The organism is Amycolatopsis sp. NBC_00348, assembly GCF_036114655.1.
Lineage (GTDB): Bacteria > Actinomycetota > Actinomycetes > Mycobacteriales > Pseudonocardiaceae > Amycolatopsis.
In genome coordinates this window covers 9,202,465-9,228,494 of sequence record NZ_CP107994.1, presented here as the reverse complement: position 1 = coordinate 9,228,494, position 26,030 = coordinate 9,202,465, and the positions used below count along the sequence as shown (strand labels likewise).

Below are 26,030 nucleotides of genomic sequence, written 5' to 3'. Positions count from 1 at the left end.
CTTTGGACTGGGTCATGCTGTTTCCTCGCGTAGCGAGGTGACCGTGCCTAGCCGGGGTGCGGAGATGGCGGCCGCGGAGCCCGTGGCGGTGGGGAGGTCGACGTGCGCCGAGAGTGGGCGGGCCGCCGCGCCGCGGCCTCTTGCCCGGACCACGGCCCGGCGTTGGCGGAGGTGGCCGTAGCCGTCCTCCAGGCCTGACCAGGCGTCCAGGCGGCAGGACAGCTCGATGTCCGCGGCCGGCCATGCGCCGAACGGCAGCAGGACCGCGCCGCGGTGGCGGGCACGTGCCGACAGCCGGCGCGCCACGGCCGGCTGGATCGTCGACGTCGATGTTGCCACCAGGTCGACTCCGTCTAGCAACGCCGCGACCACCGCCGGCAGCTCCGGGCCCGGCCGCGGGACCAGCGCCACCCGGCCCAGGTCCACGCCGTACTCGGCCGCCGCCGCGAGGCCCAGCGAGGGCAGGCCGACCACCGCCGCCCATGAGCCGGCGGCGGTGGCTTCGGCCAGCAGGGCGAGGAGCAGTGAACTCGCCCCGTGGACCGCCACGGTGGTTCCGCGCCGGAGGCCGGCGTCGGGCAGCAACCCGGCCAGCGCCGGGACGACCGGGAGCACCCTTCCCGTCGCCCGCGCCTGGCCGGCCTGGGCCGCGACCCGGCTCGCCGTGCTGACCCCGGGCAGGGCCGCCAGCCGGGCCACCGGCGGCTCCACCACAGCGGTCACCGCACGCACCTCCCCACCAACGGGCCAGCGACGACGGCCGCGCCTCTCCCAAAACACGACCGGCGGCCCTGGCACGCCGCGGGGAAGGCGGCGGATCCATTACCTGCGTCGAACACCTGTTCGACGCATTCAGTCAACCGCGAACGCCCACCCCTGTCAAGTCACCCACAAGTGGGTAACGCCAGCCACGCAACGGCGCCCAGGAAGAGCAGCGGCAGGCGAAGCCAGAGGAGCGGAAGTGACCGTGCTCAGCGACGCCGCCAACGCCCAGGCCCGCAGTGCGAGCGAGGGCCAGGCCGGAAAGAGCCGGAAGTCACCCCGCCGCCGTAATGAAGTTGCCCGCGTCCCGGCCGCGTCACTAAACAGACCGCCGTGGACATCACCGACGCCCGGCCCGACGACTGCCCCGAACTGCTGGTCCTGCAGCGCTGCTGCTGGGTCCAGGAAGCGATCCTCAACGGCACCCTCGACATCCCCGCGCTGCACGAGACCCTCGAAGACCTGCGCGACTGGACGAAGAAGTGGTCGGTGTGGACGCTGCGGGACGGCCACCGCCTGGTCGGCGCGGTCCGCGCCCGGCTCGACGGCGACCGCTGGGAGCTCGGCCGGCTGATGGTCGCCCCCGACCTCGCCGGCCGCGGGCTGGGCCGGCGGCTGCTCGAACACGCCGAGGCACACGCGCCCGCGGAGGCGCGCACGTTCGTGCTGTTCACCGGGGCTCGCAGCGTCCGGAACATCCGGCTGTACGAGCGGGCCGGCTACCGGCTCACCGACGTCCCGGACGCGCCGGGCCACATCCCGGGCGCCGTTCATCTCGAAAAGGACGTCACAGAGCGCGAAAAGCCCGGTCCGCCCGCCTGACGCTGCGGGGTCGGCTAGATTCCCGGGTGGACTTCCGGGGGTGGCGATGACGAAGAGACCGATCCTGTGGGCGGCCGGGGTGCTGGTCGTGGCGGGCGCGGTGCTGGCCGTCGTGCTCGCGTCCGGCGGCAGCGGCCTGCCCGGCGCGAAGGCCGCGGCCCCCGGGCCGACGACCATCGGCCCGGAGTGGCGCTCGTTCCGCGCCGACGTCACCGGTATCCGCCCCGGTCCCGACCCGTTCAGCCTGTTCGTCCAGGTCGCGCTGCCCGGCCCGGACCCCGGCTGCGTCCGGGAGCCGCGGATCGAGCAGGTCACCGAGGCCAAGACCGACATCCGCGCCGACGTCGTCTACTCGACGCGGCCCGCGGCGGGTGGCTGCGAGGACAAGGTGCCCGCCGAGCTGCGGCTGGCCACGACCGGGCCGGTCGCGGACCGCACGGTGATCCTCAACGCCGACAACGGCAACGCCTGGCACAAGCTCGGCGCCGGCTGGGGTCACTGCGCCCCGCAGGGCACCTGCGCCCCGCCCGCCGACCACTGCGACCCGGCGTGGATCGGCGCGGCGGTGTCCGCGACGGGCGCCGAGAGCAGCGGCGCCACCCGCGCCTGCGACTCCAACTGGCTGGTCATCGACCTGCTGCTGCACCAGACCGAACCGCCGTCGCGCACGGCCTTCCGCTGGAGCGACGCCGGGTGGACGGCGTTCGCGCAGGCGAAGTCCGCGGGCTGCGCGGAGATCCGGGCGGCCGACCCGAAGTTCCCGGCGGCGCTCTGCAAGGCGCTGCCGGCACCCGCGTGAGCCGCTCCTAGCGCGGCAGCTTCTTGACGACTTCGGCGCCGACGGCCTTCACCGCGTCGTCGGCTTCCTGCTGGGGGATCGGCGAGTTCGAGAAGAAACCCTTGTCCCAGCCGGAAACCTCGACCGTGACGACGTTCGTGCCCTTCAGCACGTGCAGTTCGGCGCCGCTGAACGCGCTCTGGGTGATCAGGCGGACCAGCGCCGCCTTGTCGCCCAGACCGCGCACCTCGATCGGCGGGTTTTCCGGCTTCGCCGGCATGAAGTTGTTCTTCGCCTGCTGCAGCGCGCCCTCGCCGGAGTACTCGACGACCCGGACGTTCAGCGTCGCGTCGCGGACGTTCTCCTCAGGACCCGGCTTGAAGCCGCAGCCGATCTGCTTCAGGCCTGGCACCGTCGCGGCGGCGCCGGGGTTGCCGCTCACGAAACTCGGGAACCCGGCCTTCGCCAGCACCTGCGGCGGCACCTGGCATTCGGCGGGCGCCGGCGACGACACCGGATCCGCGCCGGTGCTCGCGTAGTAGTCACTCGCGAAGATGCCGAGCGGGATACCGGCGCCGAGCAGCACCACGACGCCGCCGACGATGCCGAGGATCAGCCCGGTCTTCTTTTTCTTGGGCGGCTGGTGCGGCGGCAGCGGACCGCCGTACCCGGGCGGCGGATACCCCGGCGGCGGGTAGCTCTGCTGCGGCGGGTGACCGGGTTGCTGGGGCGGGTACCCGGGCTGCTGCCCGTAGCCCGGGTACCCCTGCGGCCCTTGCTGACCTTGACCGTACTGCGGTGGTTGCTGCATCGAGCCCTCCCTCTCGAAGCCCGCGGGTCAGTGCGCGAAGTGGCGCGTCCCCGTCAGGTACATCGTGACGCCCGCCTTCTCCGCGGCCGCGATCACCTCGGGGTCGCGGACCGAGCCACCGGGCTGCACGATCGCCCGGACGCCCGCCTCGACCAGCACTTCCAGGCCGTCCGGGAACGGGAAGAACGCGTCCGACGCGCCGACCGAACCCGTGGCCCGGTCACCCGCGCGCGAGACGGCCAGCCGCGACGAGTCGACGCGGTTGACCTGGCCCATGCCGACGCCGACGGTCGCGCCGTCGGCGGCCAGCAGGATCGCGTTCGACTTCACCGCGCGCAGCGAACGCCACGCGAACTCGAGGTCGCGCAGGGTCTGCTCGTCGGCCGCCGTGCCGGTGGCCAGCGTCCACGACGCCGGGTCGTCGCCCGGCGCGTCGATCGCGTCGACGGTCTGCACCAGGACGCCGCCGGAGATCGGGCGGAACTCGATCGGCGACGGCCGGTCGATCGCCGGCAGCTTGAGCAGCCGGATGTTCTTCTTGCGCTGCAGGATCTCCAGCGCCTCGGCGTCGAAGTCCGGCGCGAGCACGACCTCGGTGAAGACCTCGGCGATCTGCTCGGCGGCCTCGCGGCTGACCGGCCGGTTCGTCGCGATGACGCCGCCGTAGGCCGAAACCGGGTCGCACGCGTGCGCCTTGCGGTGCGCCTCGGCGATGTCGGTGCCGACCGCGATGCCGCACGGGTTGGCGTGCTTGATGATCGCGACGGCGGGCTCGGCGAAGTCGAACGCGGCGCGGCGCGCGGCGTCGGTGTCGACGAAGTTGTTGTAGGACATGGCCTTGCCGTGCAGCTGCTCGGCGTGGGCCAGGCCCGGGGCCTGGCTCTTGTACAGCGCGGCCCGCTGGTGCGGGTTCTCGCCGTAGCGCAGGACGTCGGCGCGCTCCCAGGTGGCGCCGGTGAAGTCCGGGAAGCCGGAGTCGTCCGCGGGCGCGTAGACGTTGGCGAACCACGACGCGACGGCCGTGTCGTAGGCGGCCGTGTGCGCGTACGCCTGGGCCGCGAGCCGCTTGCGGTCGCCGAAGTCGAAACCGCCGTCGGCGACGCGCTCGAGCACCCAGCCGTAGCGGGCGGGGTCGACGACGACCGCGACGCTGCCGTGGTTCTTCGCCGCCGCGCGGACCATCGCCGGGCCGCCGATGTCGATGTTCTCGACGCAGTCCTCGGGGCTCGCGCCGGACGCGACGGTCTGGGTGAACGGGTACAGGTTCACGACCAGCAGGTCGAACGCCGCGATCCCGAGCTTTTCCAGCTGCGCGACGTGGTCGGCGTTGCCCTGGTCGGCGAGCAGCCCGGCGTGCACGTTCGGGTGCAGCGTCTTGACGCGGCCGTCGAGCGACTCCGGGAACCCGGTGACCTGCTCGACCGGCGTGACCGGGACACCCGCGTCGGCGATGGCCTTCGCCGTGCCGCCGGTGGACACGATCTCGACGCCGGCCGCGTGCAGGCCGGCCGCGAGGTCCAGGAGGCCTGCCTTGTCCGAGACGCCGATCAGCGCCCGGCGGACCGGCCGCCGTCCCAGGTCAGTGCTCACGAAATGTCACCTTTCGTCCGTCCACGGTGCAGCCACCGCGGCCGAGTCGCTCGATCGTTTCCACCAGCAGCCTGCGCTCGACGGCCTTGATCCGTTCGTGCAGGACGTCTTCGTCGTCGTCGTTCTCCACGACGACCGCCTCCTGGGCGATGATCGGCCCGGTGTCGACGCCGGCGTCCGCGAAGTGCACGGTCGAGCCGGTGACCTTCACGCCGGCCGCGAGCGCGTCGCGGACCGCGTGCATCCCGGGGAACGACGGGAGCAGCGCCGGGTGCGTGTTGAGCACCGTGAACCGGCCGAGGAACTCCTCGCCGAGGATCTTCATGAACCCGGCCGAGACGACCAGGTCGGGCTGGTAGGCGGCGACGGCCTCGGCCAGCGCCTTGTCCCAGGCGGCGCGGTCGGGGTGGTCGGCGACGCGGACCGTGAACGACGGGATGCTCAGGCGTTCCGCGCGGGCCAGCGCCTCGATGCCGGTGCGGTCGGCGCCGACGGCGACGACCTTGGCCGGGAAGCCCGACCGCCCGGCGGCGTCCAGCAGCGCCTGCAGGAGGGTGCCGGAGCCCGACGCGAGCACGACGAGCTTCACCGGAGTGGGCAGCTCCAACCGTTGAGACAGAGCAGGCTCCTTGCCGCCGGCGGTGCGCAGCCAGGGCGCACGGCGCTTCACCAGGTCGCGTCAACCCTAACGGTCGGCCTCGCCCGGCTCGACGTCGCCGCAGGTCTCGGTGCCTCCGGTCACAGCCTCGTCGGGCTCGGCGGCACTTTCACGTGAAAGTGCCGGGTCCGCGAAGGCGTCACTTTCAGGTGAAAGCGCCGGGTCTTCGAGGCCGAGTTCGGCGTCCGCCTCGGCGTCGAACTCCGTGTCCTCGTCGGGCTCTTCCTCGTCGAAGGGCTCTTCGTCCTCTTCGGACTCTTCGAAGTCTTCTAGCGCTTCGGCTGCTTCGTCGGCGTCGACGTCTTCGGCGTCCTCGAAGGCTTCGTTGTCTTCGAGGGCCTCCGGCGGCGCGGGCGGCTCGTGCTCGCCCGCGAAGAACGCCGTGAACGCGCCCGGGATGACGATCCAGCAGAACGCGACCACCGAGGCGACCCCGACCGGCACGTTCACCGGGTCGAACGGGCCGTCGCCGAGCCGGCCGCCGGACAGCGTGCCCAGCAGGACGCAGCCGAGCGCGACCACCGCGCCGGCGACCGCGACCGTGCGGATGCGCTGGGCCGGGTCGGCGTCGACCTTGCGCAGCGACCAGCCGACCAGCACGCCGGTCGCGGCCGGCAGCACCAGCAGGGCCGGCCACCAGGTGCTCGAGTGCTCGGGCAGCCCGCCGAGGATCGGGACGCCGGGCACGGCGCCGCCGTGGTAGCCGAACATCCCGACGTTCAGGCCGCCGATCGAGAACCCCGGGCCGGTGACGAACGACAGCGCCGCCGTCACGGCGTTCGGCAGGTACAGCACGGAAAGCAGGAAGAGCCCGAAGCTGTTGCCGAGCCCGGGCTCGTACATGTCGGCCACGGTCGACCAGGACGCCGCGGTCGCGACGGTGAAGACCGCGGCCCCGCAGGCCAGCAGCACCGCGAGGCCCATGGCGCCGGCCCGGATCCCGCGCAGCGCCATCGGGTCGACGCGGTCGGCGACGAAGTCCGGCAGCCCGCAGGCCGCGGTGATGCCCACGGCCGAGGCCACGGCGGCGAGCAGCCCGGGCACGGCGCAGGCGACCAGCGGGTTCGCCGTCACCGGCGAGCCCTGCGCGCAGAGCGCGATGACGAGCCCGAACACCGCGTGCGCCGCGGTGACCGTGACGAACACCGGCAGCGCCGCACGCGGCGAGCGGCAGCCCAGCCGCTGGGTGGCACCGGACGCCGTCCGCGCGGCCAGCGCGACCGCCCCGAGGGTCGGCAGCAGCGGCAGCAGGCCGAGCGGGTGCCCGCCGATGCCGAGGCGCACCTGGTGCGCGGCGAGCCAGCCGGGCGCCGCGGCCAGCAGTACGCCGAAACCCGAGAAGACGGTGCGTTCGGCGGTGAGCGTGACGAGGGTCAGCACAGTGGCGACGACGGCGTAGCCGGTGACCAGCGGGCCCAGCGCGACCGCGAGCAACACCCGCACCCGCGCCACGCCGGTGGGGTCGACGTCGGCTTCGAAGTCGCTCACCGGCTCTTCGCGGGGGTCGCGGGTGAGCAGGTCCATGATCCGCACCTTGACATCCGGGCTGGTCCGTACGGGTGAGCCACGCCGCCTCCGACCTGCGTGGCGAAGCTAACCCACCCGGTCGGGTAACCCCCTGAGTGCAAAACACCCGCTGTGACACGGTGCGTCACAGCGGGTGTTTCACGCGGTCGGCGTCAGCTCGACTTGCCGAATCCCCCGGGCGGCGTGCCCGGGTTGTCGGACGGCGGCTGCTGGAAGAACTGGCCCTGCATCGGGGCGTACGTCGTGGCCTGCGGCGGCGGGTTGGTGGACGGCGGGTTCGGCGAGCCGTACTGGCCCGGCTGCGCGAACGGCGCCGAGGGCTCCCCCGTCGAACCGGCCGGACCAGGCTGCTGCTGGCCGTACTGGGGCCCGCCCTGGGGGCCGCCCTGGTTGAACTGCTGTCCGCCCGGCTGGCCGTACTGGCCGCCGTAGGACGGCGCGGCGGGCTTCGGCGCCGGCGGCTTGAGCACGTCGTGCTCGATGAGCAGCGCGCCGACCGCGCCGACCATCTGCAGGATCGCCAGGATCAGGACGACGATGACGAGGCCCGGCGTGTTCTGCAGCGAGACCAGCGTGTCCAGGACCTCGAGGGTGCCGAGGACGCTGAACAACGCGGCGAACGGCAGGGTCCGCGGGCCCTTCGGCAGGGCGTGCATCGCGGCGAGCAGGCCGCCGGCCAGCAGGAACGTCGTGCCGAGCCCGAGGTCGGCGTTGTCGGAGAAGCCCAGGAAGTACTGGACGAGGCCGAGGACCGCGACGATGAGCGCGAGCAGCAGCGGCAGGTTCTGCGGCAGGCCCGCGAGGCCCGACGGCGCCTGGTGCGAGTGCTGCGGCTGGTGCTGTTGCTGCTGGAAGCCACCGGGGGGCGGGGGTCCGGGGGGCTGCTGGCCGCCACCCTGCTGGGGGTAGCCAGGCCCACCGCTGGGGAAGGTCATCGGGATGCACTCCTGTCGGTTCGACCGGCACTCCGGGGCACGAGGGCGCCCGGGAAAGACGAGGCGGCTTGTGTGCGCAGAACGCTAGCGCACTCGCAGGCCACCAGCCCATCAGACGCGTGAATACCTCAGGAGGTTTCGTCTTGAAACCAGGAAAGGCCGGGCACCCTGTGGGTGCCCGGCCTCACCAGGAGTTACTCCTCGGTGTCAGCCGAGGTTGTTGTACAGCTCACGCGCCAGGACGGCGGTCTCGCTCGGGGTCTTCCCGACCTTGACGCCGGCGGCCTCGAGGGCCTCCTTCTTGGCGGCGGCCGTGCCGGAGGAGCCGGAGACGATGGCGCCCGCGTGGCCCATCGTCTTGCCCTCGGGCGCGGTGAAGCCCGCGACGTAACCGACGACCGGCTTCGTCACGTTGTCCTTGATGTAGGCCGCGGCGCGCTCTTCGGCGTCGCCACCGATCTCGCCGATCATCACGATGACCTTGGTCTCGGGGTCCGCCTCGAACGCCTCGAGGGCGTCGATGTGCGTGGTGCCGATGATGGGGTCACCGCCGATGCCGACCGCGGTGGAGAAGCCGATGTCCCGCAGCTCGTACATCATCTGGTAGGTCAGCGTGCCGGACTTCGACACGAGGCCGATCTGGCCCGGGCCCGAGATGTCGGCCGGGATGATGCCGGCGTTCGACTTGCCGGGGCTGATCACGCCGGGGCAGTTCGGCCCGATGATCCGGGTCGTGTTGCCCTTGGCGACCGCGTGCGCCCAGAAGTAGGCCGAGTCGTGCACCGGGATGCCCTCGGTGATGACGACGGCCAGCGGGATCTCGGCGTCGATCGCCTCGACGACCGCGTCCTTCGCGAACTTCGGCGGCACGAAGATGACCGACACGTCGGCGCCGGTCTCCTTGATGGCCTCTTCGACCGTGCCGAAGACCTTGAGGTCCTTGCCCTCGATGGTGACGGTCTGGCCGGCCTTGCGGGCGTTGACGCCGCCCACGATGTCCGTGCCGGACTTCAGCATCTTGGTGGCGTGCTTCATGCCCTCGGAGCCGGTGAGCCCCTGGACGATGACCTTGCTGTTCTCGTTGATGAAGATCGACATCTCACGCACCTGCCGCGGCGAGCTCGGCAGCCTTGTCGGCCGCGTTGTCCATTGTGTCCACCACGGTGACCAGCGGGTGGTTCGCGTCGGCCAGGATCTGGCGACCCTCGACGACGTTGTTGCCGTCCAGCCGGACGACGAGCGGCTTGGAAGCCTCGTCACCCAGGATCTTCAGCGCCTCGACGATGCCGTTCGCCACCGCGTCGCAGGCGGTGATGCCGCCGAAGACGTTGACGAAGACGCTCTTCACGTCGGTGTCGTTGAGGATGACGTCCAGCCCGGCCGCCATGACCTCGGCCGACGCGCCGCCGCCGATGTCGAGGAAGTTCGCCGGCTTCACGCCGCCGTGCTTCTCGCCCGCGTACGCCACGACGTCCAAAGTGGACATGACGAGGCCCGCGCCGTTGCCGATGATGCCGACCTGGCCGTCGAGCTTCACGTAGTTGAGGTTCTTGGCCTTGGCCTTCGCCTCGAGCGGGTTCTCCGCGTCCTTGTCGACCAGGGCCTCGTGGCCCGGCTGACGGAAGTCCGCGTTCTCGTCGAGGGTGACCTTGCCGTCGAGGGCGATGATCTTGTCCTGCGGGTCGCGGACCAGCGGGTTGACCTCGACGAGGGTGGCGTCCTCGGAGACGAAGGTCTCCCAGAGCTTCACGACGACGTCGGCGGCCTCGTCGATGATGTCGGCCGGGAAGTTGCCGGCCTTCAGGATCTCGAGGGCCTTCGCCTTGTCGACACCGGTGATCGAGTCGACCGGGATCTTGGCGAGCGCCTCGGGGCGCTCGACGGCGAGCTGCTCGATCTCCATGCCGCCCTCGGAGGACGCCATCGCCAGGAAGGTCCGGTTGGACCGGTCCAGCAGGAAGGAGAAGTAGTACTCGGACGAGATGTCCGAGGCTTCGGCCACCAGCACGCGACGCGTGATGTGGCCCTTGATGTCGAGGCCGAGGATGGCTTCCGCCTTCTCCTTCGCCTCGTCGGGCGTCTGGGCCAGCTTGACGCCGCCCGCCTTCCCGCGGCCGCCGACCTTCACCTGCGCCTTGACGACGACCTGGTTACCGATCTGCTCCGCGGCGGCCTTGGCTTCTTCGGGGGTGCTAGCCACCGAGCCCGGCAGAACCGGTACTCCGTGGGCGGCGAAGAGATCCCTCGCCTGGTACTCGTAGAGGTCCACTACTCCAGTCTCCTGACGACACGCCACTGTGGTGGTCCGCACTACCGGACCGCGCTGTCGGACCAGTCGAGGTTAGCGACCTGCGCGAACGGTCGGGACTCCGCACCTGGTGAAGTCGGTCACCGTACGCGGTCAGACGGTGTTCCCGAGGTGTGAGACCGCCCACCGCGCAACCATTCCGCCGCTTCTTCGGGGGTTTCGAAGACGCCGCTCGCCGGGTCCGCGGGCTCGTCGAGGTAGAAAACGCGAACGTCTTTCAGGGTCGCCCGCAGCTCGCCGCCGAGCACGCCGACCGCGTCCGGGTCCTCCTGCTCGGCGATGCGGAGGACCTGCTCGGTCGTGTCCAGGGGGCCGGCGTGGACGACCTCCATGCCTTCGTCGCGCAGGACGCGGCCCAGCGCGACGGCGCGCGGGTCGGGCCCGCCGAGCTCGACGACGAGCACCCGCGGCATCGCCCGGCTCACGCCGTCCGCCGGGCACCCGCGGCCGACATGGCCGCCGCGGCCAGCAGCGCGACGGCCGCGGCGAGCGCGACCCAGAACCCGGTCGCCGGGCTCGCGCCGCCGAGCGAGCCGCCGACGAGCGGCAGCTCCGCGGCGTGCAGCAGGGCGAGCAGCGCGGCCCCGGCCAGCAGGGCCGCCGCCGGTTTCGGCCGCGACCGCAGGGCGAGCACGGCCGCGCCGGCGACCACCGCGGCGGCCGTCAGCAGCCCCCACGAAGGCGTGTCGAAGTCCGACCAGAGCCCGGGCGCGACGTAGCCGGGCACGCTGAAGACGGGCAGCCCGAACGCCGCGACGGCCAGCACGGCCCCGGCCACGACCGGCGTGAGCACACCGCCGTCGGCCCGGCTGCCGTCCACCGCGTCCTCGCGTTCGACGACGCCGGTCCCGACGGCGGCGAGCGCGGCCAGGACGGCGAGCACGAGCGCGGCGAACGTCCACGCGGCGCCGGCCCCGAGGTCGTAGGTGAAGGCGGGCGTGGCGCCGGAAGCGCCGTTCAGGTCGGCCCCGCCGAAGCCGGCGAGGTTGCCGGCCTGGGTGGCGGTGAGCGCGGTGTTCAGCACGGCCGTCCCGGCCAGGACGATCCCCGCCCAGGCGAGCCCGAGCAGCGCCCGCGCGCCCGGCGCCGTTTTCGGTGTCAGGACGCCGAAGCTCAGCACGGCCACCACGATCGCGGCGGTGAGCAGGAACCACCGGGCCGGGCTTTCGGCGGCCGCGCTGACGGGCGTCGCGGCGGCCGGGTTCAGCGCGGTGACGGCGACCTGCGGCGCGAGGGTGCCGATCACGGCGGCCAGCGCCGTGGCCAGGCCGAGGAGGCCGGTCGTCAGCCGCCACCAGAACAGGCCGGGCAGTTTCGCTTCGCCGGCCAGGTTCTCGGCGTCTTCTTCCGAGGTCTCGGTCAGCCGGGTGCCCGCGAGCCCGGCGACGGCCGCCATCGCGACGAGCACGAGGACCGGCCCCCAGGTGACGTGCAGGTCGTCCCGGACGAGGCCGGCCACCACGGGCGGCGCCGCGACACCGAACGCGGCCGCGGCGAGCCCGCCCAGGGCCCCGCGGGCCACGTGTTCGGACGGCGCGGCCAGCGCCAGCACGGCCGCGAACGGCAGCGCGACGGCGAGCAGGAGGTACCCGCCGAGAGCGGGCCACGGCCCTTCGAACGCAGAGCGGGCGAGCAGGAAACCGTTGTCCGACAACACAGGCGCGGTCAGCAGCCCGACGGAAGCCGTCACGGCGAGCAGCGGGACGAGCAGCCGCCACCGCCGCCGTTCGGGCTCGTCGTCCCGGGCCCGGACGGCCCGCCAGGCGAGCACCCCGGCGACCGCGGTGAGGACGTCCCCGGCGACGAGCAGCCAGAACCCGCCCCCGACGGCCGAGCCGCCCACGAACCGGTCGGGCAGGTAGAGCTCGGGCCGGATGGTGAGCGGCCCGTTGACGGCGAACTGCAGGTCGAGCACCAGCCGCCCGGGAGCGAGCGCGGCCAGCCCGACCACGACGCCGGCGGCCAGCCCGGGCTTGCCGCGCACGAGGAAGGCGGCCACGACGGGCCCGAGCGCCAGAACGGCCAGCCAGGGCCAGCTGGTGAACCCGGGCCCGGCGGCCGGGGAGACGTGGACGAAGGCCGCGACGGTCAGCGCGACCGCACCCAGCGCGACCAGCACGAGGGCGACGGTGAGCTGCGGAGTGGGGCTGGGGTCGTTTTCCCAGGGGGCGATCGGGGGATCTTCCGGGGGTTCGGCCGGCTTGCCGGGGCGTCGGGTGGAGGGGGCGCGTGAAGGTGTGGCCACAGTGGAACCTGACTCGGCTGAGGGCTTGCGCCGGTATTCGGCGGCGGAGGAAGTCCGCGCGGGCACAGGGGAATCGCCGGAATCCGACGCCGCGTCGCCGGCAGGGTCGGTTGGCTCGGCGGATTCACGCGGGGCTGTGAAGCCGAGTGCTGGCGTCGCGGTGGAGTCCGGCGCCGACGCGGGGCCGGCTGGCTGAGGGGATCGCGCGGCGGCGGGGCCCAGCGCGGAAGTCGCCGCAGGGTCCGGCGCCGATGCGGGGCCTTCCGGCTCCGGGGACCGCGCGGCGGCGGAGCCCAGCGCGGAAGTCGCCGTCGGGTCTGGCGCCGGTGCGGAGCCAGCCGACTGGATAGATCGGCGCACAGCGGCGGAGCCCGGCGCGGGCGTTTCCGCAGGGTCCGGCGCCGATGCGAGGCTGGCCGGTTGGGGGGATCGGCGCGCAGCGGCAGGGTCCCGCGTCGAGGCAGGGCCGGCCGGTTGACGGGATCGGCGCGCAGCGTCGGAGCCCTGCGTGGTCGCCGCAAGCTCCGGCGCTGATTCGGAGCCAGTCGGCTGAGGGGATGGGCCCGCAGCGGCAGAGCCCAGCGCGGGCGCCTCCGCAGAATTCGGCGCCGAGGCGGGGCTGGCCGGCTGACGGGATCGGCGTCCGGCCGCGGAGCCCTGCGTGGAAGTCGCTGCAGGGTCCGGCGCTGATGCGGCTGCGGGGTCACGACGCTGTGCGGCCGCGCCTTGGGCGGGGGTCTGCTGCGCCCGATCGGGCTCCTGGGCGGGTTCGCTCGCAGCCGTGAAGCCGAGTGCGGGCGTCTCCGTGGCGTCCGGCGCCGGTCGGGTGGCGGGGAAGCCCACCGTTGGCGGGTCCGGTGTGGAGTCCGTCGCTGCGGGCTTTGGGGCGTCCTTCGCCGCCTCGGCCGGTGCCGGTTGGTCTGGGCGCGGCTGGGGAAGCGTCCGCTTGGCGGTGGGACTTGGGGCCTCGGGGGCCGGGTTCTGCGGGGGGCCCGGGGAGGCGGGGGCGCTCCCGGCTGGGGGCTCTGAGCGTGGGGGCATTGCCCGCGAACCTAGCAAGTCCGGGCGGATTCGGGCGGGTCGCCGGCGCTCCGGTCGTCGAGCGGTGTTCAACGCCCGTCCGCAAATCCTTATTCCGGCGGGCGGCGGCCCGGAGCACCCTCGGAGGTCTCCAACCAACCGGGGATCCTGTAAGCCAAGTCACACCGAACGCAGTAACTCCCCTTTAACTTTGCGTAATTCCCACAGGTGGACGCAAGATCGACGCCACCCGATCGGCCGACGCGGGGGGCAGATCTTGCCTACAGTGGTGCCCCTTCGTTACTGTCCCCCGGTCCCCATTACAGTCAGGTCACGAAGTAGGACACCGAGCAAACCACCCCCGAGGTTGGCTCACCGGGTTCCCCCGCCCGCAGTCCTAGGCCCGGCTCCCCGACGATGGAAGGCCCTGTCTTGGCTTCACACCGCTCCCCCGGCGGCCAAGCTCCTTCCCCGGCATTGAAGGACGCACTGGAAGGTGCGGTCGTTCGTGTCCGGGGTGCGCACCGCATCGCTCCGCCCTCTTCGGCCCTTCGCGGCCGTGTCGTGGTTGCCGCTGTCGCGGCCGGTGCGTTCGCTGCAGCTGCTGCGGGCTCGACCCTCAAGACAGTCACCGACTCGGACGCCGCGATCACGCCGCTGGCCAGCAGCCAGGACGCCAGCGCCTCGTTCACCGCCGGAGGTGCGGGTTCCGGGGGCGCTCCCGAGCTCCTGCCGACCGGCCACGTCGTCGACGCCTCCGCCGAAGCCGCGAAGCTCGCCGACAGCGCCTCGATCACGCAGGCCCGTGAGCAGCGCGAAGCCGACGCCGCGAAGAAGGCCGCCGAAGAGGCTTCCCGGCCCAAGACCTGCCTGCCGGCGCACGGCACCTTCACCTCGGGCTTCGGTGCCCGGTGGGGCACGAGCCACCTCGGCATCGACATCGCCAACGCGATCGGCACCCCGATCTACGCCGCCTCCGACGGCACCGTGATCGACGCCGGCCCGGCCAGCGGCTTCGGCCTCTGGGTGCGCGTCCAGCTCGACGACGGCACGATCCAGGTCTACGGCCACATGAACAGCTTCTCCGTCAAGGAGGGCCAGAAGGTCAAGTGCGGCCAGCAGATCGCCGAGATCGGCAACCGCGGCCAGAGCACCGGCCCGCACCTGCACTTCGAGGTCTGGCAGGACGGCACGAAGAAGATCGACCCCCGGCCCTGGCTGGCCGCGCGCGGCATCGTCGTCTGAGTCGTCCAAGCTGCCTGATCCGTAGTTCGCTCCACTCATGACGGCCGCGCGAGAGCTGCACAGCAGCCGCGCGGCCGGGGTGTCGAAACCGCCCACGGGTCCCTGAGCCGCCGGCGACGGCCGAAGACGCCCACCGGCCACGGGAATCACCGCAGGCTCGAAGCGCCGCTCCGGACACGGGTTCTGGACGCGGCCGCCGACCACAGGACTCGCCGCACCTTCGACCGGCGGCTCGAGCACCGCACGACGCCGGAACACCGCCAGCGCCACAGAGCGCCTCAAGACCTCGCGGGTGGTCCGGACCACCGATCGCACCCCGGCGCCCGCCCAGCGGCTCCTCAGCGCCGGAAACCACCTACCGGTGACCGCCTGGCAAACGGCGGATGAAGTACCCCACCGCGACCTGCCACACCGTGCACAGCTCCGCCGGTCTTCGCACCGGCAGCCAGCCCCACGCCACCGAGGCCGGCTCGGTCTTCGCGGAGCGGACACGCGCGGCTCTCCGGGCCCTGGTCGTCCAGCGGCGTCCCCGGCCGCAGGTGACACAGTGCCCGTCCGCGCCGAGCTCGTGCTGCCTGAGCAGCGCTCGCCAGGCGGCGGCCAGCCGGCACGCCTCCGCTCCCGCACGCGAGGTGCTTCCCGAAGCCCCCGATGGCTCCCGACCCCGATCCGGAACCGTCGTCTCCAGGACTCCTCGCAAGTATTTTCGTACCCCTTCGGCCAGGAGCCCAAACAGCACCGCGTCCACACCACGTTCCCCCTTCGTCGAACTCGTGTTCGATCACGGGGTCAGTTCTACCGGTGGGGTACGACGATTCCGGCGGCGATCGCGGAGATCGCCGCCGGAATCACTCGGACGGGTGGTGCGGCCCTGAACAGGGCCGATGACCGGGCTAGAGCTTCACCATCGGGACGCTGCCGATCAGCATCAGCCGGACCTTGCCGGCCGCGCCGAAGTCGATCGTCGCCGTCGCGCGCGGGCCGACGCCGTCGCACGAAACCACCGTGCCCAGGCCGTACTTGTCGTGGCTGACGCGGTCGCCGACGTCCAGTTTCAGCGCCACCGTGTCCTTCCAGCCCTTGCCGAAGGAACTCACGCCCGGGGACGAAGCGGACGGCGACGAAGACCGGTTGCCCCACGTGGTCGCCGCCCGCGGCGTGCCGCGCGAACCGCTGCCGAAGGACCCGAAACCGCGGTTGGACGGCTCCAGGCGCCGCCAGTCGACGAGGTCCGGCGGCAGCTCGTCCAGGAACCGCGAAGCCGGGTTCATCGACGGCTGGCCCCACGCCGACCGCGTGATCGCGCGCGAGACGTAGAGCCGCTTGCGGGCCCGCGTGATCGCGACGTACGCGAGCCGCCGCTCCTCGGCCAGCTCGGTCGGGTCGCCCAGCGCCCGCATGTGCGGGAAGACGCCGTCCTCCCAGCCGGTGCAGAACACGACCGGGTACTCCAGGCCCTTCGCGGTGTGCACGGTCATCAGCGTGACCACGCCCGCGCCGCCATCGCCTTCTTCGCCGCCGTCGGGCGACGGCACCGAGTCGGCGTCCGCGACCAGCGAGACGCGCTCGAGGAACGCGGGCAGCGAACCCGGCGCCGGAACGCCTTCGTCGACGATCAGCTCGGCGTTCTCGTCGGCGACGATCTCGGCGGTCAGCTCGGTGAACTCCCGCGCGACCGTGACGAGCTCGGTCAGGTTCTCCACGCGCGAAGCGTCCTGCGGGTCTTCCGACTCCTCGAGCTCGACGCGGTAGCCGGTCTTGTCCATCACCGCTTCGAGGACGTCGTGCACCTCGGCGCCGTCCGCGATCATCGTGCCCAGCTCGTCGAGGATCGCGACGAACCCGCCGATCGCCTTGACCGAGCGCGGGTTCAGCAGCGGCACCTTGTCCTCGACGGCGTCGCGCAGCGCCTGCGCGAACGAGATCCGCTCGCGCTCGGCGTGCGTCGCCACGACGGCTTCGGCGCGGTCGCCGATGCCGCGCTTGGGCACGTTCAGCACGCGCCGCAGGCTGACCGTGTCCTCCGGGTTCGCCAGCACGCGCAGGTACGCGATCATGTCGCGGACCTCGCGGCGCTCGTAGAACCGCACGCCGCCGACGACCTTGTACGGCAGGCCGAGCCGGATGAAGATCTCTTCGAAGACCCGGGACTGGTTGTTGGTGCGGTAGAAGACGGCGACGTCGGAGTAGTCGGCTTCGCCCTTCTCCGCCAGCGCGTCGATCTCGTTCGCGACGAACGCGGCTTCGTCGTGGTCGTTGTCCGAGACGTAGCCGACGATCTTCTCGCCGTCGCCCGAGTCGGTCCACAGCCGCTTCGCGCGGCGGTTCGGGTTCCGCTCGATGACGGCGTTGGCCGCGGACAGGATCGTCTGCGTGGAGCGGTAGTTCTGCTCCAGCAGGATGGTGTGCGCGTTCGGGAAGTCCCGTTCGAACTCTTCGATGTTCCGGATCGTCGCGCCGCGGAAGGCGTAGATCGACTGGTCCGCGTCACCGACGACGACCAGCTCGGCCGGCTCGACGCCCGACTCGTTCGGCGTGGTCCCGGCCAGCTCGCGCACGAGGGTGTACTGCGCGTGGTTCGTGTCCTGGTACTCGTCGACCAGCACGTGGCGGAAGCGCCGCCGGTAGTACTCGGCGACGGCGGGGAACGCCTGCAGCAGCGAGACCGTGCGCATGATGAGGTCGTCGAAGTCGAAGGCGTTGGCCTGGTTCAGCCGCCGCTGGTACTCGACGTAGACCTCGGCGACCCGGCGTTCGAGGTCGTTGGCCGCGTTGGCCGCCGCCTCGTCCGGGTCGACGAGCTCGTTCTTCAGGTTCGAGATGTGGATGGCGAGCGTGCGGGCGGCGTAGCGCTTCGGGTCGATGTCGAGGTCCCGCGCCACGAGCGTGATGAGCCGCTTGGTGTCGTCCGAGTCGTAGATGGAGAAGCTCGACGACATGTCCAGCGTCTTGGCTTCCCGGCGCAGGATCCGCACGCACATCGAGTGGAACGTGGAGACCCACATCGCGTTGGCGCGGCGCCCGACGAGCGCGGCGACGCGCTCGCGCATCTCGGCGGCGGCCTTGTTGGTGAACGTGATCGCCATGATTTCGCCGGGGTGCACGTGCCGTTGCCCGAGGAGGTAGGCGATCCGGCGGGTCAGCACCCGGGTCTTGCCCGAGCCCGCACCCGCGACGACCAGCAGCGGGCCACCGGCGTGGGTGACGGCTTCGCGCTGAGCGGGGTTCAGGTCGTCGAGCAGATCGGCCTGCCCGCCGGAGGCGGGCTTGCGCGCGGGGGTCTCGGCGGGGAGATCGAAGAGGGTGTCCATCGCCTGTCCACGCTACCCCGGGCGGGTGGGCTACCGCGCCAGGCGTAGCGGGAGATGTCGCCTGGCGTCCGACGCGCCGCCGGCCCGCCGCGCGGAGCATCGGCGGGTATGGAAGACATCCGCCCCGCCCGCATCCGGGCCGCCGACGCCGATCGCGAGCGCGTCGCCACCACCGTCCAGTCCGCCGGCGCCGAAGGCCGGCTCACCCTCGACGAGGTCGAAGAGCGCCTCACCCACGTCTATTCCGCGCGGTTCACCGACGAGCTGACCGCGCTCACCGCCGACCTGCCGCGGCCCGTGCCGCAGTGGCCCGGCTTCCCGCTCTCCCCGGCCGCGCTGCGCCGTCATCCCGCGCTGCGGCTGCACCTCGCCGTGGTGGTCGCCATCGCGGTGGTGGCGATCGTGCGGTGGGCCGTGCTGGGCGCCGGGTTCTTCTGGCCCGCGTTCCCGATGTTCTGGCTCGCGGCAAGCCTCTTCATTCATGCCGGGGTCCGCTCGGCACGGGAACGCGTCCGGACGCCTGTGCCATACTGAACCCATGCGGCACCACGCAAAGCGATTTTTCTACGGGACCCGGACCCCGGCTCCCGTGATCGCGTAGTGCCCGAACCCGCCATCACGCCAGCCCCGGAGTCCACGGACCCGGGGCTGTCGCCGTCCCTGGGGCCGGATCCGGGCTTCAAGGAAGAGGTTCCCGATGAACGCACAAGCGACGAACGCCGACGGCCAGCCCGCCGAGGACACTCCCGCCGGTGACGACATCGCGTCGCTGCGGCAGGAGATCGACTGGCTCGACAAGGAGATCCTGCGGCTGGTGAAGCGCCGGGTCGAGGTGTCCAAGACGATCGGGGCGGCGCGGATGGCCGCCGGCGGCACGCGCATCGTCTACAACCGCGAGATGGACGTCCTCGCGCGCTACCGCGAGCTGGGTCCCGACGGCCGACAGCTGGCCATGGCGCTGCTGAACCTGGGCCGCGGGCGGCTCGGCCGGTAACGGTTGACCGAATTCGGGGTCTTCCCCGAGGCACCGGTGGCCCCGGTACGGGCAGACTGGGGCCATGGACTGGATCGTGAACCTCATCGCCGTCATCGTCGCTCTCGCGAGCGTGCTGGCCGCACTGGGCCATGTGGGTTATCTGGCCCTGCTCAACAACGCGGCGGGTAAGCGTGCCGGCGGTGCTCCGGTCGCGCAGTACGTCCGCGGCCGGTGGGCGGTTGCCGGCGGTACCACTGCGGCGTCACTGTTCGCCTGGCTGCTCACGGCCGGGGGAACGACGCTCGACATCTTCGCGATCATCGTCGCTGCGGGTAGCGGCGTGGTGGCCACGAAGGCGCTGCAGTCGACCCGGGATCGGTACCGCACCGGCGGCTGAATCCCGTTGAGCTGCGGCGATCGCGCTGCGTGAAGTTTCGCAGCGCCCGTCTCCCCCTTTCGGTCGCGCCCGACCGAGTGAAACCTCTGCAACTTGCAGGTTTGGGGGCGACTTTCTACGCCGGATGCTCCTAGGGTTGACGCCGTGAGGACCCTTGCGCCTGGGTCGGGCGACGCCCGGAAGGCGCGCGGGGGCACTGGCCCCGCGCGTCCATTCTCGCATGCGCGTGCATCTGCGCAGGATTCCGAACAGGATTCCGCGCGTGAGGGTGCTCCGTTCGGGTTGACCCGGCCCCGGCCGGCGTCAGACCCGGACCGGCGGGTGGTCGAGTCCGCATGAGCAACGGCACGGAGTTCCACGGCCGCGGCACCGCCCCCGCGCACCCCGGACGGCACCGGCAGGGCGTCACCGACGGCTGGACGCCGACGGCGCCGCCGTACCGCCCCGTGCGGCACTGCGCGGACGACACGGCGCCGATCGACGTGCCGGTGTCCGGCTCGCTCCCGCTCCCCCAGCCCAGCCGGCCGCTGCTGCCCCAGCCGCGCGACCGGCGGCCCGCGCTCTTCCCCGCCGCGCAGGGAAACCTGCCGCTGACCGAAGCCCCCGAGATCCCCGCTGCCCCCGGCTTCGGCGACCCGGGCCCGGGAACGGGACCCGTCTCGATGCCCGACACCGAGTCCCGCGCGGAACAGGCCGCCCGGCGCACCCGGGTGTCGCTCGCCACCCCGAAGCCGCGCTGCCCGGAGCCCGACGACGACGAGGTCCGGATCTACGCCGCCCCGCCGATCGACGCCATCGACGGGCTCGGCGGCTTCACCATCGGCTCGGTGCCCGCGTCGGTGACCCCGCCGAAGACGTGGCGGAAGGCGGCCTGGTTCGCCACGGGCGCGTCCGGTGCCGTGGTCGTCGGCCTGCTGTTCGCCGGGTCCTTCCTGATGGGCAAACCACCGATGGACCAGGCCGTCCAAGGCGCGTGGCCGGGTTACCAGGGCGCGCCGACGGTCGACGACCCGGTGAACGGCGGCGGCGACCGGCAGCAGCAGCCGACCTCCCGCCCGGGCGCGTCCGCGGCCGGGCCCGACAGCACTTCGCAGCAGCAGCAGGACGACGCGACCAGGACGAGCAGCGGCGGGGGCGCCGGGCCGGTCGACGGCACGGTCCCGCCGCCCCCCGAACACTCTTCGGGCTCTTCGGGGTCGACGACCACCGGCGACACGGCCACGACGAGCGGCCTCCCGCAGAAGCCGCCGGTCACCGCGGCCGAGCGCGAAACCCCGGTGAAAGCGCCATGGTGGTACTCCTTTCCGCCCGACGTCCAGACGCTGGGCGACAACTCGGAGAAGTTCTTCAACACGGTCACGACCGACCCCGGCACGGCGTCGACGGTGACCACCGGCGAGCTGCACGACCAGGGCCCGCACGCGCTCGCCGAGCGGTACGCCGGCATCGCGTACTTCGAGGTCAAGAAGGTCAGCATCGACCAGCAGCGCGGCGTCACGGTGAACACCGTCGAGATCACGCACGATGACGGGACCAAGACGATCGAGGAGCGCACGCTGACGTTCGGGGACGGCGACAAGATCAGCAGCGACGGTCAGTAGTCGATCTTGCACGTGCGGTTCGCCCGTTCCGATGCACGTGCGGTGCGCCCAGCGGTTATGCCTGGTCCGGGTGGGTGACATAAGCTGCCGCTCGTCGTATCGCGACGGCATTCCGGCGACAGAGCCTGGCGATTGCCGTCCGCACAGGGTTACCTGGCGACAGCGGCTCCGGATCCGGTCACAAGTCGGCCATCCGGAGCAACGGACATCCGGCCGAACGGCCGAGTGCCCGTCCCCGGAACCCAGAGCGAGGACTTTCGTGCTTGATCGGCAGCGCACTCGGCGTGAGGCACCCAACGCCGTCCGCGTCGAGGACGTGATCCCGGCCGAGATTCTCGACGGCGTCGGTGACGCCGATCGCGACTATCTCGAGCAGGTCTTCCGTGATCCGCAGAAGTTCCTGCCGCCGCGCCCGGAACCGGTCCGCGACGCCGAGCAGGCCGTTGACCAGGGTGAGCCGGAGAGCCGCTTCGCCCGCCGGGCCAAGCTGGCCGGGCTCCTCGCGGCCGGCGCGCTCGTCGCCGGGGCCGTCATCGCCGCACCCATGCTGACCAGCGCGCACCGTGCCGTCTCCGCGGGCGACGCGGCCACGCCGGCCGACTTCACCGGCGCCGCGGAACTCGGCGGCCTCGCCGTCCCGCAGCGCCAGGCCGGTGGCGGGGCGCCGGAGCAGTCCAGCCCGACCACGCCGCAGGGCACGCACTCCGGCGGCGCGCCGTCGGCCCAGGAGTCGACGTCCGGTGGCAGCCCGCAGCCGCAGGCGGCCCCGAAGTCCGACACCACGGTGCCGGACGCGGCAGCCGATCCGCGCAGCGCGACCCGGAAGATCCAGGCCGTCAAGAACTTCTACGCCGCGATCGCCAAGAACTCGGACGGCGCGCTGGCCCTGCTGAGCCCGACGCTGGCCGACGGCGCGGCCGGTGAGCTCGTCCGCACCTGGAGCGCGATGGACGCCATCGACGTCCAGGAAGCCGACACGCAGATCAAGCCGGACGGCTCGATCGTCGCGGTCGCCACGCTCCACCGGCCGGACGGCGCGCTGGTGCGCGTGACCCAGCTGTTCCGGGTCGCCGACACGGGCGGGTTGATCACCGAAGCCGAGCTCGTGTCCGCCCAATACATGTAGCCCAGCGCGATCACTCCTTCACCCGTGGTTCAAGTGCCTGTACCGGATTCGTGTGCGCAGAGTGAGCGCCTAGCCTTGTCACGCGTCGGTCTCGGAAATGCCGGCACACAGCCCACGACATGTGCATACGCTCCAGCGAAGCGGCGTGCGCCTGGCCGCGTCACCGGGAACCCATCCTCACGCCCTGGTGAAGTCGGAGCCCAAAGGGAGGTCGCGTGAGCGACGAGGGTCGCCTGGTCGCCGGTCGGTACCGCATCGACGGCCGGATCGGCACGGGCGCGATGGGGGCCGTCTGGCAGGCGCACGACGAAGTCCTGGGCCGCACCGTGGCCATCAAGCAGCTCCTGCTCCATTCCCACCTGGACGAGCACGACGCCGAGGACGCCCGCCAGCGCACCATGCGCGAGGGCCGGATCGCGGCCCGGCTGCACCACCCGAACGCCATCTCCGTGTTCGACGTCGTCACCGACGACAACGGCCAGCCGTGCCTGATCATGGAGTACCTCAACTCCACCAGCCTGGCCGCCGTGCTGCAGGAGCGCCGCACGCTGCCGCCGACCGAGGTGGCGCGCATCGGCGCCCAGGTCGCCGCGGCGCTGCGCGAGGCGCACGCGGTCGGCATCGTGCACCGCGACATCAAGCCGGGCAACATCCTGCTCGGCGGCAACGGCGTCGTGAAGATCACCGACTTCGGCATCTCCCGCGCCAAGGACGACGTCACGGTCACCAAGACCGGGATGATCGCCGGCACGCCCGCGTACCTGGCTCCCGAGGTCGCCATCGGGGGTGATCCCGGTCCGGAGTCCGACGTGTTCTCCCTCGGGTCCACGCTCTACGCCGCGTGCGAGGGCCAGCCGCCGTTCGGCCTGTCCGAGAACACGCTGAGCCTGCTGCACGCCGTCGCCGCCGGGCAGATCAACCCGCCGCGCCAGTCCGGGCCGCTGGCGAGCGTCCTGGCCGTGCTGCTGCACCCGGACATCGAGCACCGGCCGACCGCCGAGGAGTGCGAGGAGCTGCTCGCCGCCGTCGCGCGGGGCGAACTGCCGCTCGGCGGCCCGGCCGACGAGACCGTGCTGGCCCCCGCGGCCGGTGTGCTCGGCGCGGCCGCCCTCGCCGACCCCGGCGCGACCCAGATGTTCGACGAGATCCCCGCGGGCCACTCCGGCACGTTGCTGGGTGGCGGCGCGGCGCCGACGCAGGCCGTGCCGTTCTACGACGATGACGACTACGCCGAGGGCACCGGCTACCCCGAGGACGACTACGACGGGTACGACCAGTACCCGGAGGACCGCCGGTACGCCTCGACCGGCGGCGTCCCGCCCGGCCTCGCGGCGACCCGTGCGGTGCCCGTGCCGCCGCACGGCCAGCAGGACCCGTACGCGGACGACCAGTACGACGACTTCGACGACGAGCCGGCCCCGCCGCCGCCTCCCCCGCGGCAGCGGCCGCAGGCGAGCCCGCCGCCGGACGACGACGACAAGCCCGGGGCCTGGAAGCGCCCGGCGATCATCGGCGGCATCGTGGTCATCGGCCTGGTCGCGCTGGGCGTCTGGCTGCTGAGCCCGAACAACCCGGAAGCGCCCGCGACGCCCGTGTCGAGCAACAAGCCGACGGTCGCCGCGACCTCGGAGTCGCTGCCGTCGACGACCGAAGAGCCGACGGATACGGTGACACTGCCGTCGACGACCGAGGAAGCGACCTCGTCGTCGAAGCGGACGACGCAGCGGCAGACCGAGCCGCAGCAGACGACTCCGAAGACCACGCCGAAGACGACGACGTCCGTGCCGACCACGAGCAGTTCCGCGCCTGAGACCACATCGGACCCGCCGACCTCGCCGCCTCCGGCTGGCGGATGATCAAGGATCAGTCTTGAGTTCTGAAGGAACGATTGTCGGCGGCCGGTTCCGGCTGGACCAGCCGATCGGCCGCGGCCGCGCCGGGATCGTGTGGCTGGCGTTCGACACGCGGCTGTTCCGCACCGTCGCGATGAAGCGGATGTACCTCCCGGTCGGCGCCGGCGACCGCGCCGAGCAGGCGCGCGCGGCCGCGATGCAGGAGGGCAAGGACGCGGCCCGGATCGAGCACGCGTCCGCGATCAAGGTGTTCGACGTGCTGCCCGAGGGCCAGGACGTCTGGCTGGTGATGGAGTACATCCCGTCGCGCAGCATGGCGACGTTCCTCGCCGAGCACGGCCGGCTCACCCCGGACCAGGCGGCGGCGCTGGGGATCCAGCTCGGCAACGCGCTCGCCGCGATCCACGCGGCCGGGTTCGTGCACCGCACGCTCGAACCGGGCACCGTGCTGCTCGCCGACGACGGCGGCGTCAAGCTCACCGACATCGGCATCAGCGGCGGCGGGCCGAGCCCGGCGTACGTGGCCCCCGAGGTGGCGCGCGGCCTGCCGCCGTCGCCGCCCGCGGACGTCTTCTCCCTCGGCTCGACGCTCTACACCTCGGTGGAGGGCGTGCCGCCGTTCGGCGACGACGGGCAGTCTTCGGAGCGCCCGGCGCAGAACGCCGGCGTGCTCACCGCGGCGCTGCGCAAGATGCTGCGCGCGGACCCGGCGACCCGGCCGACGATGGCGGACACCGTCCGGGCGCTCAGCGCGATCACCGAAGGCCGGGAGACGGCGTTCATCCCGCCGACCGCGCCCGGGATCCCGCCGCCGCCACCCCCGCCGCCCCCGCCCTTCAACCCGGCGCACACGCCAGCGGCACCGCCGCCGCCGTCGGGACCGCAGTACCAGCAGCAGATCCCGCTCAACACGCCCGCGCCCGGCTACTCCTCGGCGGAGGAGACGCAGCGGATGCAGCCGGTGCCGCCGTCGCAGCAGGCGACGCAGTACGTGCCCGCACCGGTTCCCCAGTCGCCGGCTCCGCAGGCCTCGCAGCAGGCGGCGGCCACGGACGAGTGGAACCTCCCGGTGTCGAAGAAGACGCTGATCACCGTGGCCGCGATCCTCGCGGCCGTGCTGGTGGGCATCCTCGTCTCGGAACTGTTCTTCGTTTAAGCCACTTTCGCGGTCGCCGCGCGCATCGCTTCGAGCAGCGTGCGGACGGCCGGGTGGCCCCAGGCGCGTGACGCGACGGCGGCGTGGATCGCCCGGATCGGCTCCGGGTGGCGGATCTTGCGCACGACCACGCCGGGGTGCTGCGAGCCGAGCCCGAGTTCCGGGATCAGCCCGACGCCGATGCCGGCGGCCACGAACCCCTGCGCCGTCTGGTAGTCCTCGGACTCGACGACGACGTTCGGCGCGAAGCCGGCCTGCGCGCACGCGCCGAGCAGGATGTCGCGGCAGACGCCGGGCATGCCGTCGACCCCGACCCACGGCTCCTCGGCGAACTCCGTCAGGTCGATGACGCGCTTGCGGGCCAGCGGGTGGGTCTTCGGCAGCACGGCGCGGTACGGGTCGTCCAGCAGGTGCACCAGTTCGACGCCCTTGCCGGGCGGGGTCTTGCGCGGGAAGACGGTGATCGCGACGTCGGCCTCGCCCGACTCGACGTCGGCCAGCGGGTCCAGGGGTTCGACGAGCTTGAGGTCGAGGCGCACGCCTGGGTGCTCGCGGCGGACCGCGGCGATGGCGGGCGGGACCAGCGACGCGCCGGCCGTCGCGAAGTAGCGGATGGTGATGCGGCCGATGCGGCCCTCCTTGAGCTCGGTCAGCGCGGCTTCGGCCCGCGCGAGCTCGGTGCTGAGCGTCTCGGCGTGCTCGGACAGCAGCGAGCCCGCCGGTGTCGGCCGGACGCCGCGCCCGACGCGTTCGAGCAGCTCGGTGCCCGCCTCGCGTTCGAGCGCGGACAGCTGCTGGCTGATCGCGGACGGCGTGTAGCCCAGGTTGCGGGCCGCGGCGGTGATCGACCCGCTGGTGATCACGGCGCGGAGGACCTGCATGCGGCGGACGTCGAGCATGACCCGATCT

Annotated in this window: 22 protein-coding genes; 10 read left to right on the top strand and 12 right to left on the bottom strand. The window is 72.5% G+C overall.

The genetic code is table 11. The features are described from left to right. Positions 1–12: 12 nt before the first annotated feature. Complete coding sequence (locus OHS58_RS41515) at positions 13–723, bottom strand: hypothetical protein (RefSeq protein WP_328645947.1); 711 nt, start codon at positions 721–723, stop codon at positions 13–15. A gap of 372 nt (positions 724–1,095) precedes the next feature. Between OHS58_RS41515 and OHS58_RS41510 the strand changes: the two genes are divergently transcribed. Together OHS58_RS41510 and OHS58_RS41505 are read left to right on the top strand one after the other, a co-directional pair. Next, a complete protein-coding gene (locus OHS58_RS41510) occupies positions 1,096–1,584 on the top strand; it encodes a GNAT family N-acetyltransferase (RefSeq protein WP_328645946.1) in 489 nt (162 codons plus the stop codon). Between the two features lie 46 nt (positions 1,585–1,630). Further along, positions 1,631–2,383 (top strand): hypothetical protein, encoded by a 753-nt coding sequence (locus OHS58_RS41505; RefSeq protein WP_326946094.1) that lies wholly within the window; start codon positions 1,631–1,633, stop codon positions 2,381–2,383. Positions 2,384–2,390: 7 nt separating this feature from the next. On the opposite strand, the gene OHS58_RS41500 is transcribed toward OHS58_RS41505, so the two are convergent. The 9 genes from OHS58_RS41500 to OHS58_RS41460 form a co-directional block, all read right to left on the bottom strand. Then, complete coding sequence (locus OHS58_RS41500; protein ID WP_328645945.1) at positions 2,391–3,173, bottom strand: hypothetical protein; 783 nt, start codon at positions 3,171–3,173, stop codon at positions 2,391–2,393. A 27-nt stretch (positions 3,174–3,200) separates the two neighbouring features. Beyond that, positions 3,201–4,763 (bottom strand): bifunctional phosphoribosylaminoimidazolecarboxamide formyltransferase/IMP cyclohydrolase, encoded by a 1,563-nt coding sequence (gene purH / locus OHS58_RS41495; protein WP_328645944.1) that lies wholly within the window; start codon positions 4,761–4,763, stop codon positions 3,201–3,203. Further along, positions 4,753–5,370, bottom strand: a complete 618-nt coding sequence (purN, locus tag OHS58_RS41490; RefSeq protein WP_247063916.1) for a phosphoribosylglycinamide formyltransferase — start codon at positions 5,368–5,370, stop codon at positions 4,753–4,755. The genes purH and purN overlap by 11 nt, the downstream gene beginning before the upstream one ends. A gap of 78 nt (positions 5,371–5,448) precedes the next feature. After that, a complete protein-coding gene (locus tag OHS58_RS41485) occupies positions 5,449–6,954 on the bottom strand; it encodes a cell division protein PerM (protein WP_328645943.1) in 1,506 nt (501 codons plus the stop codon). A gap of 146 nt (positions 6,955–7,100) precedes the next feature. Beyond that, positions 7,101–7,883 (bottom strand): DUF5336 domain-containing protein, encoded by a 783-nt coding sequence (locus OHS58_RS41480; RefSeq protein ID WP_326946090.1) that lies wholly within the window; start codon positions 7,881–7,883, stop codon positions 7,101–7,103. A gap of 207 nt (positions 7,884–8,090) precedes the next feature. After that, positions 8,091–8,981, bottom strand: a complete 891-nt coding sequence (sucD, locus tag OHS58_RS41475; protein ID WP_247060690.1) for a succinate--CoA ligase subunit alpha — start codon at positions 8,979–8,981, stop codon at positions 8,091–8,093. Position 8,982: 1 nt separating this feature from the next. After that, entirely contained in the window at positions 8,983–10,152 is a 1,170-nt protein-coding gene (gene sucC / locus OHS58_RS41470; RefSeq protein ID WP_247060688.1) for an ADP-forming succinate--CoA ligase subunit beta, read from the bottom strand. Between the two features lie 119 nt (positions 10,153–10,271). After that, positions 10,272–10,616 carry a hypothetical protein gene (locus OHS58_RS41465; protein ID WP_247060686.1) on the bottom strand — a complete coding sequence of 115 codons (345 nt, stop codon included), beginning with the start codon at positions 10,614–10,616 and terminating at the stop codon, positions 10,272–10,274. Continuing rightward, positions 10,613–12,310, bottom strand: coding sequence for a hypothetical protein (locus tag OHS58_RS41460; protein WP_328645942.1), 1,698 nt, complete (start codon positions 12,308–12,310; stop codon positions 10,613–10,615). The genes OHS58_RS41465 and OHS58_RS41460 overlap by 4 nt, the downstream gene beginning before the upstream one ends. Positions 12,311–14,020: 1,710 nt before the next feature. Here OHS58_RS41460 and OHS58_RS41455 point away from each other — a divergent pair. Next, on the top strand, positions 14,021–14,701 hold the full coding sequence (locus OHS58_RS41455; RefSeq protein ID WP_326946087.1) for a M23 family metallopeptidase: 681 nt from the start codon (positions 14,021–14,023) through the stop codon (positions 14,699–14,701). An 893-nt stretch (positions 14,702–15,594) separates the two neighbouring features. Here OHS58_RS41455 and pcrA read toward each other — a convergent pair. Continuing rightward, on the bottom strand, positions 15,595–18,012 hold the full coding sequence (gene pcrA / locus OHS58_RS41450; protein ID WP_328645941.1) for a DNA helicase PcrA: 2,418 nt from the start codon (positions 18,010–18,012) through the stop codon (positions 15,595–15,597). A gap of 108 nt (positions 18,013–18,120) precedes the next feature. Here pcrA and OHS58_RS41445 point away from each other — a divergent pair, with 108 nt between their 5' ends. From OHS58_RS41445 to OHS58_RS41415, 7 genes are all read left to right on the top strand, one after another. Continuing rightward, positions 18,121–18,546: a DUF1707 SHOCT-like domain-containing protein gene (locus OHS58_RS41445; RefSeq protein ID WP_328645940.1), complete on the top strand. Its 426-nt coding sequence runs from the start codon at positions 18,121–18,123 to the stop codon at positions 18,544–18,546. A 163-nt stretch (positions 18,547–18,709) separates the two neighbouring features. After that, positions 18,710–19,006, top strand: a complete 297-nt coding sequence (locus OHS58_RS41440) for a chorismate mutase (protein ID WP_247060676.1) — start codon at positions 18,710–18,712, stop codon at positions 19,004–19,006. Positions 19,007–19,070: 64 nt separating this feature from the next. Continuing rightward, on the top strand, positions 19,071–19,385 hold the full coding sequence (locus OHS58_RS41435; RefSeq protein ID WP_326956024.1) for a hypothetical protein: 315 nt from the start codon (positions 19,071–19,073) through the stop codon (positions 19,383–19,385). Between the two features lie 335 nt (positions 19,386–19,720). Next, positions 19,721–20,986, top strand: a complete 1,266-nt coding sequence (locus tag OHS58_RS41430) for a hypothetical protein (RefSeq protein WP_328645939.1) — start codon at positions 19,721–19,723, stop codon at positions 20,984–20,986. A 259-nt stretch (positions 20,987–21,245) separates the two neighbouring features. Continuing rightward, positions 21,246–22,112 carry a hypothetical protein gene (locus OHS58_RS41425; protein WP_328645938.1) on the top strand — a complete coding sequence of 289 codons (867 nt, stop codon included), beginning with the start codon at positions 21,246–21,248 and terminating at the stop codon, positions 22,110–22,112. Between the two features lie 215 nt (positions 22,113–22,327). Further along, complete coding sequence (locus OHS58_RS41420) at positions 22,328–23,968, top strand: serine/threonine-protein kinase (protein ID WP_328645937.1); 1,641 nt, start codon at positions 22,328–22,330, stop codon at positions 23,966–23,968. A 13-nt stretch (positions 23,969–23,981) separates the two neighbouring features. After that, a complete protein-coding gene (locus OHS58_RS41415) occupies positions 23,982–25,121 on the top strand; it encodes a serine/threonine-protein kinase (RefSeq protein WP_328645936.1) in 1,140 nt (379 codons plus the stop codon). Here the strand turns inward: OHS58_RS41415 and OHS58_RS41410 are convergent. Then, positions 25,118–26,020 (bottom strand): LysR family transcriptional regulator, encoded by a 903-nt coding sequence (locus OHS58_RS41410; RefSeq protein WP_326946079.1) that lies wholly within the window; start codon positions 26,018–26,020, stop codon positions 25,118–25,120. The genes OHS58_RS41415 and OHS58_RS41410 overlap by 4 nt on opposite strands. Positions 26,021–26,030: the final 10 nt, after the last annotated feature.

Coding starts and splice junctions, on each gene's coding strand:
- OHS58_RS41500 (WP_328645945.1), bottom strand. CDS start 3,173: ATGCAGCAACCACCGCAGTACGGTCAAGGTCAGCAAGGGCCGCAGGGG.
- OHS58_RS41480 (WP_326946090.1), bottom strand. CDS start 7,883: ATGACCTTCCCCAGCGGTGGGCCTGGCTACCCCCAGCAGGGTGGCGGC.
- OHS58_RS41410 (WP_326946079.1), bottom strand. CDS start 26,020: ATGCTCGACGTCCGCCGCATGCAGGTCCTCCGCGCCGTGATCACCAGC.
- OHS58_RS41505 (WP_326946094.1), top strand. CDS start 1,631: ATGACGAAGAGACCGATCCTGTGGGCGGCCGGGGTGCTGGTCGTGGCG.
- OHS58_RS41440 (WP_247060676.1), top strand. CDS start 18,710: ATGAACGCACAAGCGACGAACGCCGACGGCCAGCCCGCCGAGGACACT.
- OHS58_RS41435 (WP_326956024.1), top strand. CDS start 19,071: ATGGACTGGATCGTGAACCTCATCGCCGTCATCGTCGCTCTCGCGAGC.
- sucD (WP_247060690.1), bottom strand. CDS start 8,981: ATGTCGATCTTCATCAACGAGAACAGCAAGGTCATCGTCCAGGGGCTC.
- OHS58_RS41430 (WP_328645939.1), top strand. CDS start 19,721: ATGAGCAACGGCACGGAGTTCCACGGCCGCGGCACCGCCCCCGCGCAC.
- pcrA (WP_328645941.1), bottom strand. CDS start 18,012: ATGGACACCCTCTTCGATCTCCCCGCCGAGACCCCCGCGCGCAAGCCC.
- OHS58_RS41445 (WP_328645940.1), top strand. CDS start 18,121: ATGGAAGACATCCGCCCCGCCCGCATCCGGGCCGCCGACGCCGATCGC.